Source organism: Alteromonas sp. ABH4_454 (genome assembly GCF_056311775.1).
In genome coordinates, this window is the sequence record NZ_CM149972.1 from 3,812,491 (window position 1) to 3,827,629 (window position 15,139).

Genomic DNA, 15,139 nt, shown 5'->3' on the forward strand with positions numbered 1-15,139 from the left:
GTAGACTCCGCCCGTTTTCGAAAGCAACTAGCTATTTTTTATACAGCTGGTTTGTTTCATTGGTCTTTTACAATTGGTGGTTTATCTATGCATCCTATGCTGAATATTGCGGTGCGCGCTGCGCGTGCGGCTGGAACAGTTATTGTTCGTGGTTTTGAAAAACATAATGAAGTAGCGACAGAGTCAAAAGGCTTAAACGACTTCGTTACTCAAGTTGATAAAGAAGCGGAACAAGCAATTATTGCCAAAATTCAGCAGTCTTACCCGAACCATTGCTTCCTAGGTGAAGAAGCGGGTGAAGTTCTAGGTACAGAAACTGACTATCAGTGGATTATCGATCCGCTAGATGGCACCACTAATTTTGTAAAAGGCATTCCTCACTTTGCCGTTTCAATTGCACTTCTTCACAAAGGTCGTCTAGACCAAGCGGTTGTTTTCGACCCAATTCGCAGCGAATTATTTACCGCAAGCCGTGGTCAAGGTGCACAGCTAAACGGCTACCGTATTCGTGCTTCTAAACCACGTGATCTTACTGAAACCATTATTGCTACTGGCCTGCCTTTCAAAAACAAAGCTCAGTTTGGCGAATACGCTTTAAGCCTAAACAAGATTTTCCACGAAGTGGGTGATATTCGCCGTGCAGGTAGCGCAGCACTAGACCTTGCTTACGTTGCAGCGGGCCGCCACGACGGTTACTGGGAGCGCGGCATTAAATCTTGGGATATCGCAGCAGGTGAGCTTATTGTTCGTGAAGCTGGCGGTTTGGTAACAGACTTTAAAGGCGGAAACGATCCGCTTCACAAAGGCGAAATTGTTGCTGGTAGCGTGAAGGTTGTTCAAGGCCTAGTTAAACATCTTAAGTAAGAAGCATCTTAAGTAAGATTTTGCTACGCAGATTGGGACTGAACCCACATTAGAACATTGAGTAAAGGCGCTATTAATGGCGTCTTTTTTGTAGCCATTTGGCATAAAAAAACCGCATCATAGATGCGGCTTTTTGTACGTATCACGAAGATAGGACTAAGGCATAGGATCTAAATCTGCGCCTTCCTTTTCCACTTGTGGTGGCATTAGGTCTTCTTTGCTGATGCCCAACGCAAGCGCTACTGAACTCGCAATATAGACAGACGAGTAAGTACCTACTACTACACCGAACAACAAGGCAGTGGCAAATCCGTGAATTAACGCACCACCCTTGTAGAATAATGCGACCAATACCAACACCGTGGTTAATGAGGTGATGATAGTACGGTTTAGGGTTTGCGTTAGCGAGATATTGATAATCTCAACAGGCTCGCCTTTACGAATTTTGCGGAAGTTCTCACGAATACGGTCACAAACAACAATAGTATCGTTAAGTGAATAACCAATTACCGCGAGTACCGCTGCAAGTACAGTAAGGTCAAATTCGATTTGAAGTACCGAAAATAAACCTAGCGTAAGGATAACGTCGTGAGCAAGCGCCGAAACCGACCCTAAAGCAAATCGCCATTCAAATCGCATGGCTACGTATACTAAGATACACAGTAGGGCCACTAGCATCGCAAGGCCGCCCTGCTCGGTAAGTTCTTCACCAACGTTAGGCCCTACAAATTCAATACGACGCATATCAACCGCTGTACCGTCCGCGCGCAAAGCAGCAAGTACTTGCTCACCGATAGTCACAGCTTTAACACCATCACGTGGCGCTATACGTATCAATACGTCTTGGCTGCTTCCAAAGTTTTGCACGATAGCATCTTCGAAGTTCGATTCATTAAGCTGAACACGAATGCCTTCTAAATCGGCTGCGTCTTCATAGCCAACTTCAATAAGCGTACCGCCTGTGAAGTCTAAACCCCAGTTAAGGCTATTGACACCTAAAGAAACGAACGAGCCGATAATAAGTATTGTCGACAGCACCATCGCAGGAATGCGCAGGCGCATGAAATTAACGGTTTCGGATAATTTTAATAACTGCATTTTTTACTCCTTAAATCGCTAATTTCTCTAGACGTTTACCACCCCATACTGCGTTAACAATAACGCGAGTAACTAAGATAGCGGTAAACATAGACGTTGCGATACCAATCATTAGCGTAATAGAGAAGCCTTTGATTGGGCCGGTACCCACTGCAAACAGAATTAGACCAGCAAGGAAAGTAGTGATATTCGCATCCAAGATGGTGGAGAACGCGCTGTCGTAACCTTGATGGATGGCTTGTTGTGGACTGCGACCCTCACGAAGCTCTTCTCGAATACGTTCGAAAATTAGCACGTTTGCATCCACCGCCATACCGACGGTTAGTACAATACCTGCCATACCCGGAAGCGTAAGTGTTGCCCCAGGGATCATCGACATAATGCCCACAATCATGACTAGGTTTGTGATAAGAGCGATGTTGGCTACCACGCCAAACGCTTTGTAGTAAATCAACATGAAAACAAGTACCGCTGCCAGACCATACATAATAGCCTGCATACCCAGTTCAATGTTTTCTTTACCTAAGCTTGGCCCAACCGTACGCTCTTCAACGATTTGAATAGGCGCAATAAGTGCACCCGCACGAAGTAGTAACGCTAAATCACGCGCTTCTTTCGGTGAATCAAGACCCGTAATTTGGAATTTGCTGCCAAGTTGCGCACGAATAGTGGCAACTGAGATGACTTGCTCATGCTTTTCAAATACAAGCTTACCGTCATCATTTCGCTCACCGGTAGATTTGTACTCGATAAAGACCGTAGCCATTGGCTTACCAATGTTGCCGCGGGTTGAGCGAGACATTTTGTTACCGCCTTCAGAATCTAGCGAGATGTTTACATTTGGAAGACCATATTCATCAACACCGCTATTCGCATCAATAATGTGGCTACCAGTAAGCATAATGCGCTTTTCAAGCAGCTGAGGAATGCCTTGCTGATCTTCAATCACTTGAGAGCCAGGAGGAACGCGGCCGTTCAATGCATCACGGATATCGTTCTTCTGGTCCACCATGCGAAATTCTAGTGTTGCTGTGGCATTAAGAATCTCTTTCGCACGGGCGGTGTCTTGAATACCTGGAAGCTGCACAACGATGCGATCAGCACCTTGCTTTTGTACAAGCGGCTCAGCCACACCAAGTTGGTTTACACGATTACGAATTATGGTAATGTTTTGCTTAACCGCGTTGTCGCGAATTTCTTGAAGCTTGCTTTCAGCGAAAATAGCGCGAAGTGTTAAGTCGTCCACCTGGTTAAAAGTAAGGTCGCGACTTTGGTTACGCAGAAAGAACTCGGCTTTATCAAGTGTGTCTTCATCGCGAAAAGTAATGTCGATATGATCGTCCACCTGCTTTACGCCACGATAGCGAATACCTTCTTCACGTAATGAAGTACGGAAACCGCTCTCTGCATCTTCAAGAGACTTGGTAATCACTTCTGTCATGTCCACTTCCATTAAGAAGTGAACACCACCGCGAAGGTCAAGGCCTAGCTTCATTGGCGCGCCACCTAAACCTTCAAGCCACTCTGGCGTGTCCGGAGCAAGGTTCATAGCAACGTAATAATCATCGCCAAGGGCTTTTTCTAATGTTTCGCGAGTAACTAGTTGGGTGTCTGAATCAGAAACGCGAACTAAAATTTGTTCACCTTCAAATTCAACACGCTTTGGAGAGATGTTTTTTTCGCTTAGCGCGGCTTTCACTTGTTCAACAGTGGCATCTGTCACCACGGCATCACGGCCTGCTGAGATTTGTACGGCGTGGTCTTCACCGTAAATGTTAGGAAGCGCATAAAGTGCACACACTGCAACAACAATGAGTGCACTCAGTACTTTCCAAATAGAGTTTTTGTTTAGCACTGGATAATCCTTTCGTGCCAGTACCGGGAAGCGTCCCGGCCCCGGCTATTGTTACTTACAGTGACTTCATGGTGCCTTTAGGCAGCACAGCAGTTACTGAAGACTTCTGAACAACGATGTTGTTTGATTCGTTAAGTGCAACTTCAATAAAGTCTTTTTCTTCTGACACTTTAGTGATTTTTCCTACCAAACCACCTTGTGTTAATACTTCATCGCCTTTGCCTAGTGAAGAAACTAGGTTTTTATGCTCTTTCACGCGCTTAGCCTGTGGGCGGTAAAGCAAGAAGTAAAAGATTAAACCGAATACAGCTAGCATGATGATCATTTCCATGCCGCCACCTTGCGGTGCACCAGCAGACTGTGCATAAGCGTTCGAGATAAATAGGCTCATAAAATTCCCCAAATATTATCGTTGTTATAGTGCCGGAACCGGCAACCCTTTTTGTTCATAAAATTCTTGTACAAATTCATCAAGCGTACCTGCGTCTATCGCATCGCGAAGACCCTGCATAACACGCTGATAGTAACGAAGGTTATGGATGGTGTTTAAGCGCGCACCCAGTATTTCGTTACACTTGTCCAAATGATGTAGATAAGAGCGAGAATAGTTTTTACAAGTGTAGCAATCGCAATTCTCATCTAATGGTGAAGTGTCATTTCTGTGCTTCGCGTTGCGAATTTTGATAACGCCTTCTGTCACAAATAGGTGACCGTTTCGCGCATTACGCGTAGGCATAACACAGTCAAACATATCGATACCGCGACGCACAGACTCAACCAAATCTTCTGGTTTGCCCACGCCCATAAGATAGCGAGGCTTATCTTCTGGAATTTTTGGCGCTGTGTGGTCGATAATGCGGATCATGTCTTCTTTTGGCTCGCCTACTGAAAGGCCGCCAATGGCATAGCCGTCAAAGCCAATCGCTTCAAGACCAGCAAGTGAAACGTCACGCAGACCTTCGTACATACCGCCTTGAATGATACCAAAAAGTGCCGCCGGGTTATCGCCGTGGGCTTCTTTACTACGTTTGGCCCAACGTAGCGACATTTCCATTGAAACGCGCGCTTCTTGTTCAGTAGCAGGGTACGGCGTGCACTCGTCAAAAATCATTACGATGTCAGAACCCAAATCGCGCTGAACTTCCATCGACTTTTCAGGCGTAAGCAAAATCTTTTCGCCATTAATTGGAGAGCGGAACGTTACGCCTTCTTCAGTAATTTTACGCAAGTCACCCAAACTAAATACCTGGAAGCCGCCCGAGTCAGTGAGGATCGGCTTGTCCCAATTCATAAAGTCGTGCAGATCGCCGTGCTGGCGAATAATGCCAGTACCAGGGCGTAACATTAGGTGAAAGGTATTTCCAAGACAGATGTGTGCACCGCTGTCTTTTAATTCTTCAGGGGTCATTCCCTTAACAGTACCGTAAGTACCTACTGGCATGAACGCTGGCGTTTCAACAACACCGCGTTCAAACACCAAACGACCGCGTCGTGCTCGGCCTTCGGTTTTTAACAACTCAAATTGCATGTGAAAGCATTCCCACTTTTGTGCGCTTCTGCGCTGGGTATAAAAATAAATTGGCGGCGATTATACCAGTAATTTGGCTGAGATCATGCCCCGTATCTATGTTTATCTGTAACTAAGCTGGAAAGGCCTACAAAACACCGATTTACACGCCTTCTATCGTAGCCGAATGTGCTCAGGCACGCTCAATAAACATAGAGTCACCATAGCTAAAGAATCGATATTCTTTTTCTATCGCTTCTTGGTAGGCATTCATCACGTTGTCTTTACCGGCAAATGCACTAATTAGCATCATTAGCGTAGACTCTGGAAGGTGAAAGTTAGTGAACATGGCGTCTACCACTTTGAACTCAAAGCCCGGGTAGATAAAGATTTCTGTGTCTTCGTTAAATGGCGCAATAACCTCGTCGTCACCGCGTTCTGCACTTGCTTTTGCCGCTGACTCCAAAGAGCGTACAGAGGTTGTTCCCACTGCGATAACACGCTTTCCATTAGCTTTTGTAGCTAACACAGCATCGACGACTTCTTGGGGGACTTCTGCAAACTCCGCGTGCATTTTGTGCTCAAGAATATTGTCAACGCGCACGGGTTGAAAGGTACCCGCACCCACGTGCAAGGTTACAAAAGCCAAATTCACGCCTTTCTCTTTAAGCGCTTCTAAGATAGCGTCGTCAAAGTGAAGCCCTGCAGTAGGTGCTGCAACAGCGCCTGGCTTTTGATTATAAACAGTTTGATAGCGCTCTTTGTCTGAGTTTTCGTCTGGGCGGTCAATATAGGGAGGAAGCGGCATGTGGCCATGCGCTTCCAATAGCGTCAATACGGTTTCGTCATGGTCAAACTGTAAAACAAATAGCGCATCGTCTCGCCCTGTCACCGTCACATTCACTTTCTCTTCAAGAATAAGCTTAGTTCCTGGCTTAGGTGCCTTGCTCGCGCGAACATGCGCCAAGGCAGTATTGTCTGAGGTAATGCGTTCAATCAGCACTTCTACCTGACCGCCCGTTTCTTTTTTACCTAAAAGTCGTGCGGGAATAACTCGGGTATTATTAAAAACCAGCAAGTCGCCTTCATCTAAAAGCTCGACCATATCAGCAAACATACTATGGCGAACGTCACCCGATTTGCCGTCCAGCTGCAATAGGCGACTGGCTGAACGATTTTCGGTGGGATATTTTGCAATTAGGCTTTCCGGAAGGGTAAAGCTGAATTCAGATAGTTTCATAAATAATAGATTCTTAATTTATACGCAATTTATGTTGTTTTCTTTATGGTTTAACACAATTTCAAGAGGAGGTAATTATACTAAAGTTGCGAAATTTCACAGAAATCAATGTCGACCAAAGTCTTAGAAATCCTACCTCTCAGCCTACATGTATAGATATTAATACCTACTTATCGCACAAAATACGCACTAGCTGAATTTTGTACTAGCGAGCAAATACTTAAACGATTAATATCTGCTCCAGATAGTGATGATGTTCTCCCATAACATTCCTTATCGTTCGTACCCGGCATGTGCCGGGTACTTTTTTATCTGCCCTATTCTACTCTTTCGAAACACTAAGATCAGTTAAGATTTCTTCTAAAAGCGCAGCATCTAAAGGTCGAGCTTTAAGCACGTATAAAATCTGAAGCAATAAATCGGCCCCCATAATACCTTTATTCACTTTATTCCTCAGGTTGTCAGCGCTTTGATCCACACCTATTTCTTCAAGTCTTTGGCTTAGCGCTTGATATTTTACGCCGCGCACAGACATTTCAGATTTCACGACTCTTGCAACCGTTTGTCGCCATGCACTCTTTGCACTCTGCGTATTTCCTGTGTTCACACAGCCTCCAAAAACCATACAAATGTGATATATAATTTACAAAAACACACTTTTTTACACTTATAGCATATATTTAATGTTGACGATTATGGCACAACAGGTCTACACTGCAAGTCAAGATATTGGCGAAGACGAAAATAGTCGTTACAGTAACCGCGGTTGTTCTTTTAGTAATGCTAGGTTTTAAGTTTTGTGTTTCAACACAGTTTTAAGCAAAGCAATGCGTTGTAAGGCACCACATATACGACATTCGTTTTCAACATTATCGCTTTAATAACTAAAGGAGAAAGGTATGAGCTGGGAACTGGAAAGCATCGAAGCCTTATTTAAAGAGCACGATGACTTTGTGGTAACACATGAGGAAAACTGCTTACTTATTGCTAATCAAGACGGCATTGATGCATGGCTTGCAATTAGCGGTGAGCAAATTTTGGTAGAAAGTCTCTTGTTCGCCGCGTCGGAAGTAAAAGATAAGCCTGCGCTTGACCATGAAATACTGTCTACACACATGGTGTTTCCTCTTACCACCGTAGGTATTTCAAATATTGGTGGCGAAGAATATTACACCGCCTTTGGTGCACTAAGTGCCCAGTCGAAAGCCGAAAGTATTGTTATTGAAGTGGAAACCTTGTTTCAAAATGTTGCATCTTTCTTAGATGCCTACGAAACACACCTTAACTAAAATTTACTTCTTAAGGAGAAGCGAATGTCAGTGTGGAAAAAACTAATTACTGCAGTAAAAGGTGGTGCTACCGAAGCTGCGCAGTCTGTTGCAGACAGTCAGGCGATTCGAATTTTGGAGCAAGAAATCAGAGAAGCCAAAGAAGAACTACGTAAGTCTGATCATGCGCGCACGCAGATTTTGGCGAAATGTAAACTTTCTCAACAAAAAGTCGATAGCTTCAACTCGTCAATAGCCGAGTACGAAGAGCATGCGCGTAAAGCGATAGATAATGATCGTCAGCTTGCTCTTGACTGTGCACAGAAAGTATCAGAGTTGAAAGAAGAACGTGAGCAAGAACAAACCTACCTTGATCAGTTCAAACAGTCTGAGAAGCAGTTGGCTAATAATATTCAGCAAGCTAAAGCGAACTTGCGCCGCTTAGAGCAGCAAGTGGATATGGTCAAAGCTACTGAAAGTGTTCAAAAAGCGCAGGTTGCAGTATCTTCACGCCACATGGGCGCGAACAGCAAAATGAAGACAGCGACTGAGTCTTTGTCTCGCATTCAGGATAAGCAAAAGATGCGCAATGCGGAACTTCAAGCAGCCGAGGAACTAGCTAGCGAGGAGTCGAGCAGCGACCTAGAAAAACGCCTAGCCGAAGCGGGCATCAAAGGGGGCAAAACCTCAGCCGATGACGAGCTAGCTCGAATTCTAGGCAAGTAAGTTAAAGGATGGGAGCTAAAGGCTCCCATTTTTAATTTCTTGTTACAATAATTCCTTGCATAAATCGCCAGATAACAACGACCTAATCTAGACAAATCAAGTACTTCAAGGCAGAGTAAGGACACGCATAACAAGGGCTGTTTGTTTTATGTCTCCATGGATTAAACTGCGAAAAATCATGCTGCAATACTTTGCAGAGTCTCGCTGGTACACCATTGTCGGTGCGACCGCGTTTTACGCAGTAACAAGCTATTGGCTTCTTTTCGCTGCAGGCGAACACGACTTAATTGCTAAAACCGACTTTGTCTACTGGTTAGCGGTCACTGCTTCAACGGTAGGTTATGGCGATTTGTCTCCCGTCACACCAGCGGGCAAATTAGTTGTTGCGCTTTATGTCATACCGCTTGGTTTGAGTATTTTCGCCATGGTGATTGGGCGAATTGCAGCTTGGGTTTCTTTAACGTGGAAGAAAGGATTGTTGGGTATGAATAGCTTGATGCTTAATGAACATATCTTGGTGATTGGGTGGAATGAGCAGCGCACCATGATGCTGCTTGACTTGATTCTTCAAGAACGAGATGCAATGTCTGAACGCCCAGATATTGTACTTTGCGTAAAAGCTGATATTACCAACCCCATGCCTGGCGTCATTGAGTTTGTAAAAGTAGATTCGTTTAACAAAGACGAAGATATGGACCGCGCTTGTGTAAGCTCAGCCAAAACTATTATTATCGATAACCCGCAGGATGATGTCACCATGACTACTGCGCTTTACTGCACCAAGCGCAATCCTGATGCACATCAGGTGGCCTATTTCGACGATGACAGCTTAGTTAATTTGCTTCAGGACCACTGCCCTAAAGTGGAATGCACACCTAGTGTTGCAATAGAAATGCTGGTTAAAGCTGCATTTGATCCAGGTTCAAGTATGCTTCATCACGATTTGCTAAGTATTGATGAAGGGCAAGCCCAATTTTCAGTAAAAATACCGCAAAGTTGCCAAGCGATTTCCGTTGCCAAGTTATTTATCAATTTAAAGCGTAAACACGACGCTATCTTTATTGGTTATGCACCCAATGGCCTTGTGAAAGAAATGGTGGTAAACCCGCCGTTAGACGCTACGTTAAACCCAGGTGACACCTTGTTTTACATCGCTGAGCGACGCATTAATGCAATAAACTGGTCGTCACTGGACGCTGATTAAGAGGCGTAAACATGTTTAGTAAACTATTTAAAAAATCAGAGCCTAAAAAACCTAAGTCGCCAGAAATAATGGGGCTTTATTTAGGTGGTTCTTTCGAATTAGATAACTTAAAACTTTCCCTACTAGAGCCCGAGTTAACCATTGAAGGCGCAGCACGTTCGCAGTTAATTCAAGCGGTAGGTGAAGCCCCTTTGGATACTGGCGGCACCCTGCTTCGTTTTTACACTGACGATGATGGTTTTCTACAGGTGGTAACCGACGGTGGTCTATCAGAAAACCACATTACTGACGTGAAACTTTGGCACTTTTATGAAACTAAAACCATTGGCAACACAGCTCAGTGGAATGAATGTTTAAAGAGCGTAATCAGTCAGCCTACCTACGAGCTTGAGGGCAATGTATATACCCGTGTCTGGGGGGCTGTGGGCGACGAGTCACCGCCTGTTGCGGTTACCGAAACGACTTACGAAGAAGACGGTGATGTCAGTAAAACAGATCAGTTTATGATGTTATACGAACGCCCGATCAGTAACGATAGAGTTGAGACCTTGCTTGTTGTTGGTGAAGAAAAGCAAGTAGGTAATAATTTAGATAGATGCTTAGTGATTTCTACAGGCTTCGATGTTGAGCCTGCGGACATCACGATAAACGGTTAAAAAAAAGGAATAACTATGGACACCATTATGCACTCTTTGGCCGGCCTGGATAACTTTGCGCTGTACTTCGGCCTATCGATTGTTTTCTTGTTTATCTTCAAATTGGTGTACGCCTTGGTTACACCTCACGATGAATGGAAGTTGGTAAAAGAAGAGAAAAATGTAGCTGCAGCTATTGGATTTGGCGGTGCTATTATCGGTTTTGCTATAGCGCTTGGTAGCGCAGCTTCAAACTCTGTTGCTGTGGTGGATTTTGCTATTTGGGCGCTTGTTGCTGTGATTGCACAATCCCTAGCGTTTGCCATATTGCGTTTCAGCTTTATGCCCAAAATCGCCGAGCGCATAAATAATAACGAAGTCTCTGCGGGTGTAATGCTTGCTAGCATGTCTATTGCCGTAGGCTTACTCAATGCCGCTTGCATGACCTATTAAGGGGGCAGCGATGACTGATAAACGAAACACTCAGCTTGATGTTATTGATAGCGTGCAAGGTGAAAAGCCCGCATTAAAACGCACCAAACATATTGACCTTGGTCGCATGCGCAAAGGTTTTAGCGTGAAGCCTTTAGCATTGGGGGTGGCCAGCGTTATTTTGAGTGGTTGTGGCGGCGAAAAAGAAGACGCCACCATTTACACCTCGCTAGAAGACTGTAAACAGGATTTTCCTGATGCAGTAGAGCGTTGTGAAGCTGCCTACCAGACAGCGGTCGACGAGGCCATGCGCACCAGTCCGCGCTTTAACTCTGAGTACGACTGCGAACATGAATTTGGCCCTAACCAGTGCCAATATGTGAATAATAGTAGCGGCAGCTTTTTCATGCCATTCATGGCTGGCTACATGGTGAGCTCTCTGCTATCGCCAAATCGCTACTCCTCGCAACCCTTATATACTTCCTATTCATACAATTCACCATTTCGTTCACGCTGGATAACGGCAGACGGCTATGTGTTCGACGGCGATATTCGTAAAAGAAATTACCGCGTAAATAAAAGCGTTTACAAACCAAAGCCCACGGTGAACCGCACCATGAAACGGGGCGGCTTTGGCAGCAGTGTTCGAGCAAAATCGTCTTGGGGTAGCAGCAGCCGTAAAGGCGGCTGGGGCGGATAACTATGTTTAGAATGCCTTGCCAGCCTCGCAAGGGCTGGCAGCAGTTGGCTAACGAGTTTGGTTTTCATTTCCACACCATGTATGGCGAGCCATATTGGGATGAAAGTGCTTACTATCAATTCACGCTAGCACAAATTGAAAACGACATTGAAGACCCCACTGCCGAGTTACATCAAATGTGCTTGGCGGTAACTGAAGATGTGGTTAATAGTGAGGAATTACTTACTCGCTTTTGCATCCCCGAGCAGCATTGGGATTTAGTGCGCAATAGCTGGAACGAAAGAGACCCAAGTTTGTACTCTCGCCTTGACCTTGTTTACAGCGGTAAAGGGCCGGCAAAACTTCTTGAGAATAATGCAGATACGCCCACCAGCCTGTATGAATCCGGTTTTTGGCAATGGTTGTGGCTTTCTCAAAATGTTGATGCAGGTAAACTTGCTCTGCATGCCGATCAGTTTAATAGCTTGCAAGAAAAATTAGTCCACCGCTTTCGTGAAATTGCGCTGCACTACAATATAAATCAACTGCATATGGCGTGCTGTAAAGATACCGTAGAAGACCGCGGAACCGTGCAATACCTTCAAGACTGCGCCAAAGAAGCTGGGCTTATGGCTGACTTTGTCTTTATCGAAGATATTGGGTTAGCAGACACAGGCGTTTTTACTGACCTTCAAGACGCGCCAATTACAGACTGCTTCAAGCTTTACCCTTGGGAATTTATGCTGCGCGAAGAGTTTGGCGACGTATTAGAAGACGCCCAAGTAAATTGGTTGGAGCCCGCGTGGAAATCTGTCATTTCAAATAAAGCGCTGCTTCCTCAGCTTTGGAAGAAATTCGAAGGTCACCCTAACCTGCTTCCGGCTTATTTTTTAGATGAAATAAATGCAAATAGTTTGTCCGGCAAGTGGATTAAAAAGCCCCTCTTTTCTAGAGAGGGAGCCAACGTATCAATTATCGAAGGTGGTGTTGAGAACATTTTAAGTGACGGGCCTTATGGCGAAGAAGGTTTTATTGTTCAAGCTTTTGAACCATTGCCCGTTTTTGAAGGTAATCATACGCTTATAGGTAGTTGGTTAGTAGATGACATGCCAGCGGGTATTTCGGTAAGAGAAGATGCCTCAGCGATCACCCAAGACCTTTCTCGCTACCTTCCCCATATTATTTTGTAATCTATTTAAGGGGCCTTTACATGAAGCCGCTTTCATTTCAAATTCGCGTTCTGCTGACGTTAGGTGCACTATTAATCGTAATAGAAGTAGCTAACTTACTCACTGGTAATGCACTTAATCAGTTTGGTGTGGTGCCCCGCACGCTATCAAGTTTGCCTTATATTTTTACTGCACCTTTTCTTCACGGAACGCCGACGCACTTAATGGCAAACCTCGTCCCTCTTTTGTTGTTCATGTGGCTTACCATGCAATGGGGAAAACGTACGTTTCTCATCGCAACGCTAAGTGCACTGCTTATAGGTGGCTTAGGCGTATGGCTGTTTGGCAGAAGCGCTACGCATATTGGCGCAAGCGGCATGGTATATGGTTATTTCGGTTTCCTCGTGCTGGCAGGTTTTAGAAGTAACAAAGTGCGGTATTTGCTTATTTCACTAGTAGTTGCAGCGCTATACGGAGGTATGCTGGTTGGTGTGCTTCCCACGTCAAAATTTATTTCCTTTGAATATCATCTGTTTGGCTTTATTGGCGGCTTATTTGCCGCATGGCACTGGGCACGCTAATTACTTTCCGTATAATTGGCTTTAAGATAAGACGTTAATAAAAGATATGTCAGCAGTACAAGAACCTACACAAAAGAATCAAGGCTTTTTCGGCAACCTCGCGTTTAACATTGTTATTCCCGTGGTGTTAATGAGTTATGCGAGTTCAGAAGATTACCTAGGGCCGGCTTGGAGTATCGTAGCCGCACTTAGCTTTCCTATTGGCTATGGCCTATGGGACCTAAAAGAATCAGGAAAGGTAAACGGATTTTCTATTCTTGGGATTATCAGTGTGTTACTTACCGGTGGGTTTAGCTTACTCAAACTGCCAGCAGAGTATATTGCAATAAAAGAGGCGGCCATTCCGGGCATTATTGGTATAGCGGTATTGGTAACCCAGTACACGAACAAACCCTTGGTCAAAATGCTTATTCTCAACGACCAAATCATAAACTGGCCTCACCTCAATCAGGTGTTAGATGCCAAAGGAAAGCAGCCAGAGTTTAAAAAGAAGGTGGCGGTAAGCTCTTATATTGTTGCGAGCTCGTTTTTCCTCTCCTCGGCGCTTAATTATATTTTGGCAAAAATGATATTGGTTAGTGAGCCAGGCACAACAGCATACACTGAAGAGTTGGGTCGAATGACTGCACTTAGCTATCCAGTCATTGTGATCCCAAGTATGATTTTGCTAATTGCCGCGCTTTGGTATTTATTTGCACAAATCAAGAAAATCACTGGCGAAGAGCTCGATAACTTCATTAACCAGTAAAAAAAATCGAGAAGGGGCTAAACGCCCTTTTTTCAAATTTGAAGTACCCTGCCCTACGACTAAATCTATTACATATCTAGTATTTTAAGCTACCAAAGCAATATCCTGAGCCGCCCAAGGGTATTAGCCATCAAATTCCCACACCGTTTTTAACCAAAAAGTGTGGGTATTACGTATACTCTCAAAGATAAAAAGAACCAGTTCCATCAGAACATGTTGGCGCTAACATGAAGCGCACATAGCTCCTCTGCCAGTAAACCATCAACACTGTGTATTGCGTGCATGCTCGTGCCCTCATGTTCAGACCAAAACGGTTCAAGAAAAAACGGCCAACTATGCTGACAATAAAAGAGTTAAAAAAATCGTTTTCAAAGGCGGGAGCGCCGCTTATAAACAACCTTAACCTGACTGTAAACCCAGGCGAATCGGTTAGCATACAGGGTGCCTCTGGGTGTGGTAAATCTACTTTGCTATCGCTCATTGCTGGGTTCGAAAGCCCTGATAGCGGCGAGATTGCAGTAAATGGGTTATCAATTGCTAGCGCTGGCAAAAATGGTAATAACACTCAGACCAGAGACGTTGATAATTTCCGTAAACAGCATTTGGGCATCGTATTCCAAAGCTTTAACCTGTTCGACTGCTTCAATGCCTGGGACAACATTGCCTTTACCGCAAGGCTAAAAGGTAATTTTGATAAAGACTATCAATTAGCATTAATGGAACAGCTTGGAATATTACCCTTAGCGCAAAAGCCGCTAAGCCAATTATCTGGAGGCGAACAGCAGCGCTGTGCCATAGCCCGAGCATTAGTACATCGCCCCGCGCTTATTCTAGCTGACGAACCCACCGGCAATTTAGACGAGACCACCAGCGAAACCGTATCTGACTTACTTTTTCAAACCTGCAAGCACACTAATACCTCCCTTGTTGTGGTTACTCATAGTCAAGACGTAGCGGTAAAAGCGGATTCTGTTTTACGACTGCATAAAGGTGTATTAGAAGATGCTAGGCCTAGCAGCATGGAGTCTGCGAATGTAATACATGGCCCTGTTTCACCACCAATTTACGCAAAGGAGCGTAATGGTGGAGATATTTAGCGATATGAACCTTGTTATGAAAACGTCGTTAAAGAG

General features: G+C 44.6%; 17 protein-coding genes. 11 read left to right on the plus strand and 6 right to left on the minus strand.

Going from position 1 to position 15,139, the window contains the following annotated elements; all coding sequences use genetic code 11:
- Nucleotides 1–87: 87 nt before the first annotated feature.
- The gene (gene suhB / locus ACYX4W_RS16705) at nucleotides 88–864 is read left to right on the plus strand and encodes an inositol-1-monophosphatase (protein WP_474855407.1); all 777 of its coding nucleotides are present in this window, start codon (nucleotides 88–90) and stop codon (nucleotides 862–864) included.
- Between the two features lie 156 nt (nucleotides 865–1,020).
- Here the strand turns inward: suhB and secF are convergent, their stop codons facing one another.
- From secF to ACYX4W_RS16735, 6 genes are all read right to left on the minus strand, one after another.
- A complete protein-coding gene (gene secF, locus ACYX4W_RS16710) occupies nucleotides 1,021–1,962 on the minus strand; it encodes a protein translocase subunit SecF (RefSeq protein WP_476073898.1) in 942 nt (313 codons plus the stop codon).
- Between the two features lie 10 nt (nucleotides 1,963–1,972).
- A complete protein-coding gene (gene secD / locus ACYX4W_RS16715) occupies nucleotides 1,973–3,817 on the minus strand; it encodes a protein translocase subunit SecD (RefSeq protein WP_476073899.1) in 1,845 nt (614 codons plus the stop codon).
- Between the two features lie 55 nt (nucleotides 3,818–3,872).
- Complete coding sequence (yajC, locus tag ACYX4W_RS16720; protein ID WP_390607436.1) at nucleotides 3,873–4,208, minus strand: preprotein translocase subunit YajC; 336 nt, start codon at nucleotides 4,206–4,208, stop codon at nucleotides 3,873–3,875.
- 24 nt (nucleotides 4,209–4,232) lie between these two features.
- Nucleotides 4,233–5,345, minus strand: a complete 1,113-nt coding sequence (gene tgt, locus ACYX4W_RS16725) for a tRNA guanosine(34) transglycosylase Tgt (protein WP_118493223.1) — start codon at nucleotides 5,343–5,345, stop codon at nucleotides 4,233–4,235.
- Between the two features lie 172 nt (nucleotides 5,346–5,517).
- A complete protein-coding gene (gene queA / locus ACYX4W_RS16730) occupies nucleotides 5,518–6,564 on the minus strand; it encodes a tRNA preQ1(34) S-adenosylmethionine ribosyltransferase-isomerase QueA (RefSeq protein WP_476073900.1) in 1,047 nt (348 codons plus the stop codon).
- Between the two features lie 322 nt (nucleotides 6,565–6,886).
- A complete protein-coding gene (locus tag ACYX4W_RS16735) occupies nucleotides 6,887–7,171 on the minus strand; it encodes a DUF6471 domain-containing protein (RefSeq protein ID WP_474805674.1) in 285 nt (94 codons plus the stop codon).
- 292 nt (nucleotides 7,172–7,463) lie between these two features.
- Between ACYX4W_RS16735 and ACYX4W_RS16740 the strand changes: the two genes are divergently transcribed.
- The 10 genes from ACYX4W_RS16740 (at nucleotide 7,464) to ACYX4W_RS16785 (ending at nucleotide 15,103) form a co-directional block, all read left to right on the plus strand.
- Nucleotides 7,464–7,853, plus strand: a complete 390-nt coding sequence (locus ACYX4W_RS16740; RefSeq protein WP_118493217.1) for a DUF2170 family protein — start codon at nucleotides 7,464–7,466, stop codon at nucleotides 7,851–7,853.
- A gap of 24 nt (nucleotides 7,854–7,877) precedes the next feature.
- Nucleotides 7,878–8,558 carry a PspA/IM30 family protein gene (locus ACYX4W_RS16745; protein WP_118493215.1) on the plus strand — a complete coding sequence of 227 codons (681 nt, stop codon included), beginning with the start codon at nucleotides 7,878–7,880 and terminating at the stop codon, nucleotides 8,556–8,558.
- A 148-nt stretch (nucleotides 8,559–8,706) separates the two neighbouring features.
- Nucleotides 8,707–9,762: a potassium channel family protein gene (locus ACYX4W_RS16750; protein ID WP_476073901.1), complete on the plus strand. Its 1,056-nt coding sequence runs from the start codon at nucleotides 8,707–8,709 to the stop codon at nucleotides 9,760–9,762.
- Between the two features lie 11 nt (nucleotides 9,763–9,773).
- The gene (locus ACYX4W_RS16755) at nucleotides 9,774–10,418 is read left to right on the plus strand and encodes a YjfK family protein (protein ID WP_476056181.1); all 645 of its coding nucleotides are present in this window, start codon (nucleotides 9,774–9,776) and stop codon (nucleotides 10,416–10,418) included.
- 15 nt (nucleotides 10,419–10,433) lie between these two features.
- Entirely contained in the window at nucleotides 10,434–10,850 is a 417-nt protein-coding gene (locus tag ACYX4W_RS16760; RefSeq protein WP_474805668.1) for a DUF350 domain-containing protein, read from the plus strand.
- Between the two features lie 10 nt (nucleotides 10,851–10,860).
- Nucleotides 10,861–11,529 carry a DUF1190 family protein gene (locus tag ACYX4W_RS16765; RefSeq protein ID WP_476073902.1) on the plus strand — a complete coding sequence of 223 codons (669 nt, stop codon included), beginning with the start codon at nucleotides 10,861–10,863 and terminating at the stop codon, nucleotides 11,527–11,529.
- 2 nt (nucleotides 11,530–11,531) lie between these two features.
- Complete coding sequence (locus ACYX4W_RS16770; protein WP_476073903.1) at nucleotides 11,532–12,698, plus strand: glutathionylspermidine synthase family protein; 1,167 nt, start codon at nucleotides 11,532–11,534, stop codon at nucleotides 12,696–12,698.
- A 20-nt stretch (nucleotides 12,699–12,718) separates the two neighbouring features.
- The gene (locus ACYX4W_RS16775; protein WP_476073904.1) at nucleotides 12,719–13,258 is read left to right on the plus strand and encodes a rhomboid family intramembrane serine protease; all 540 of its coding nucleotides are present in this window, start codon (nucleotides 12,719–12,721) and stop codon (nucleotides 13,256–13,258) included.
- Between the two features lie 46 nt (nucleotides 13,259–13,304).
- Nucleotides 13,305–14,006, plus strand: a complete 702-nt coding sequence (locus ACYX4W_RS16780) for a VC0807 family protein (protein ID WP_025255943.1) — start codon at nucleotides 13,305–13,307, stop codon at nucleotides 14,004–14,006.
- Between the two features lie 335 nt (nucleotides 14,007–14,341).
- Nucleotides 14,342–15,103 carry an ABC transporter ATP-binding protein gene (locus tag ACYX4W_RS16785; RefSeq protein WP_476073905.1) on the plus strand — a complete coding sequence of 254 codons (762 nt, stop codon included), beginning with the start codon at nucleotides 14,342–14,344 and terminating at the stop codon, nucleotides 15,101–15,103.
- Nucleotides 15,104–15,139: the final 36 nt, after the last annotated feature.

Excerpts from the sequence above, each read along its gene's own strand:
- suhB (WP_474855407.1), top strand. The coding sequence starts at position 88 with ATGCATCCTATGCTGAATATTGCGGTGCGCGCTGCGCGTGCGGCTGGA.
- secF (WP_476073898.1), bottom strand. The coding sequence starts at position 1,962 with ATGCAGTTATTAAAATTATCCGAAACCGTTAATTTCATGCGCCTGCGC.
- yajC (WP_390607436.1), bottom strand. The coding sequence starts at position 4,208 with ATGAGCCTATTTATCTCGAACGCTTATGCACAGTCTGCTGGTGCACCG.
- tgt (WP_118493223.1), bottom strand. The coding sequence starts at position 5,345 with ATGCAATTTGAGTTGTTAAAAACCGAAGGCCGAGCACGACGCGGTCGT.
- queA (WP_476073900.1), bottom strand. The coding sequence starts at position 6,564 with ATGAAACTATCTGAATTCAGCTTTACCCTTCCGGAAAGCCTAATTGCA.
- ACYX4W_RS16740 (WP_118493217.1), top strand. The coding sequence starts at position 7,464 with ATGAGCTGGGAACTGGAAAGCATCGAAGCCTTATTTAAAGAGCACGAT.
- ACYX4W_RS16745 (WP_118493215.1), top strand. The coding sequence starts at position 7,878 with ATGTCAGTGTGGAAAAAACTAATTACTGCAGTAAAAGGTGGTGCTACC.
- ACYX4W_RS16750 (WP_476073901.1), top strand. The coding sequence starts at position 8,707 with ATGTCTCCATGGATTAAACTGCGAAAAATCATGCTGCAATACTTTGCA.
- ACYX4W_RS16755 (WP_476056181.1), top strand. The coding sequence starts at position 9,774 with ATGTTTAGTAAACTATTTAAAAAATCAGAGCCTAAAAAACCTAAGTCG.
- ACYX4W_RS16760 (WP_474805668.1), top strand. The coding sequence starts at position 10,434 with ATGGACACCATTATGCACTCTTTGGCCGGCCTGGATAACTTTGCGCTG.
- ACYX4W_RS16765 (WP_476073902.1), top strand. The coding sequence starts at position 10,861 with ATGACTGATAAACGAAACACTCAGCTTGATGTTATTGATAGCGTGCAA.
- ACYX4W_RS16770 (WP_476073903.1), top strand. The coding sequence starts at position 11,532 with ATGTTTAGAATGCCTTGCCAGCCTCGCAAGGGCTGGCAGCAGTTGGCT.
- ACYX4W_RS16775 (WP_476073904.1), top strand. The coding sequence starts at position 12,719 with ATGAAGCCGCTTTCATTTCAAATTCGCGTTCTGCTGACGTTAGGTGCA.
- ACYX4W_RS16780 (WP_025255943.1), top strand. The coding sequence starts at position 13,305 with ATGTCAGCAGTACAAGAACCTACACAAAAGAATCAAGGCTTTTTCGGC.
- ACYX4W_RS16785 (WP_476073905.1), top strand. The coding sequence starts at position 14,342 with ATGCTGACAATAAAAGAGTTAAAAAAATCGTTTTCAAAGGCGGGAGCG.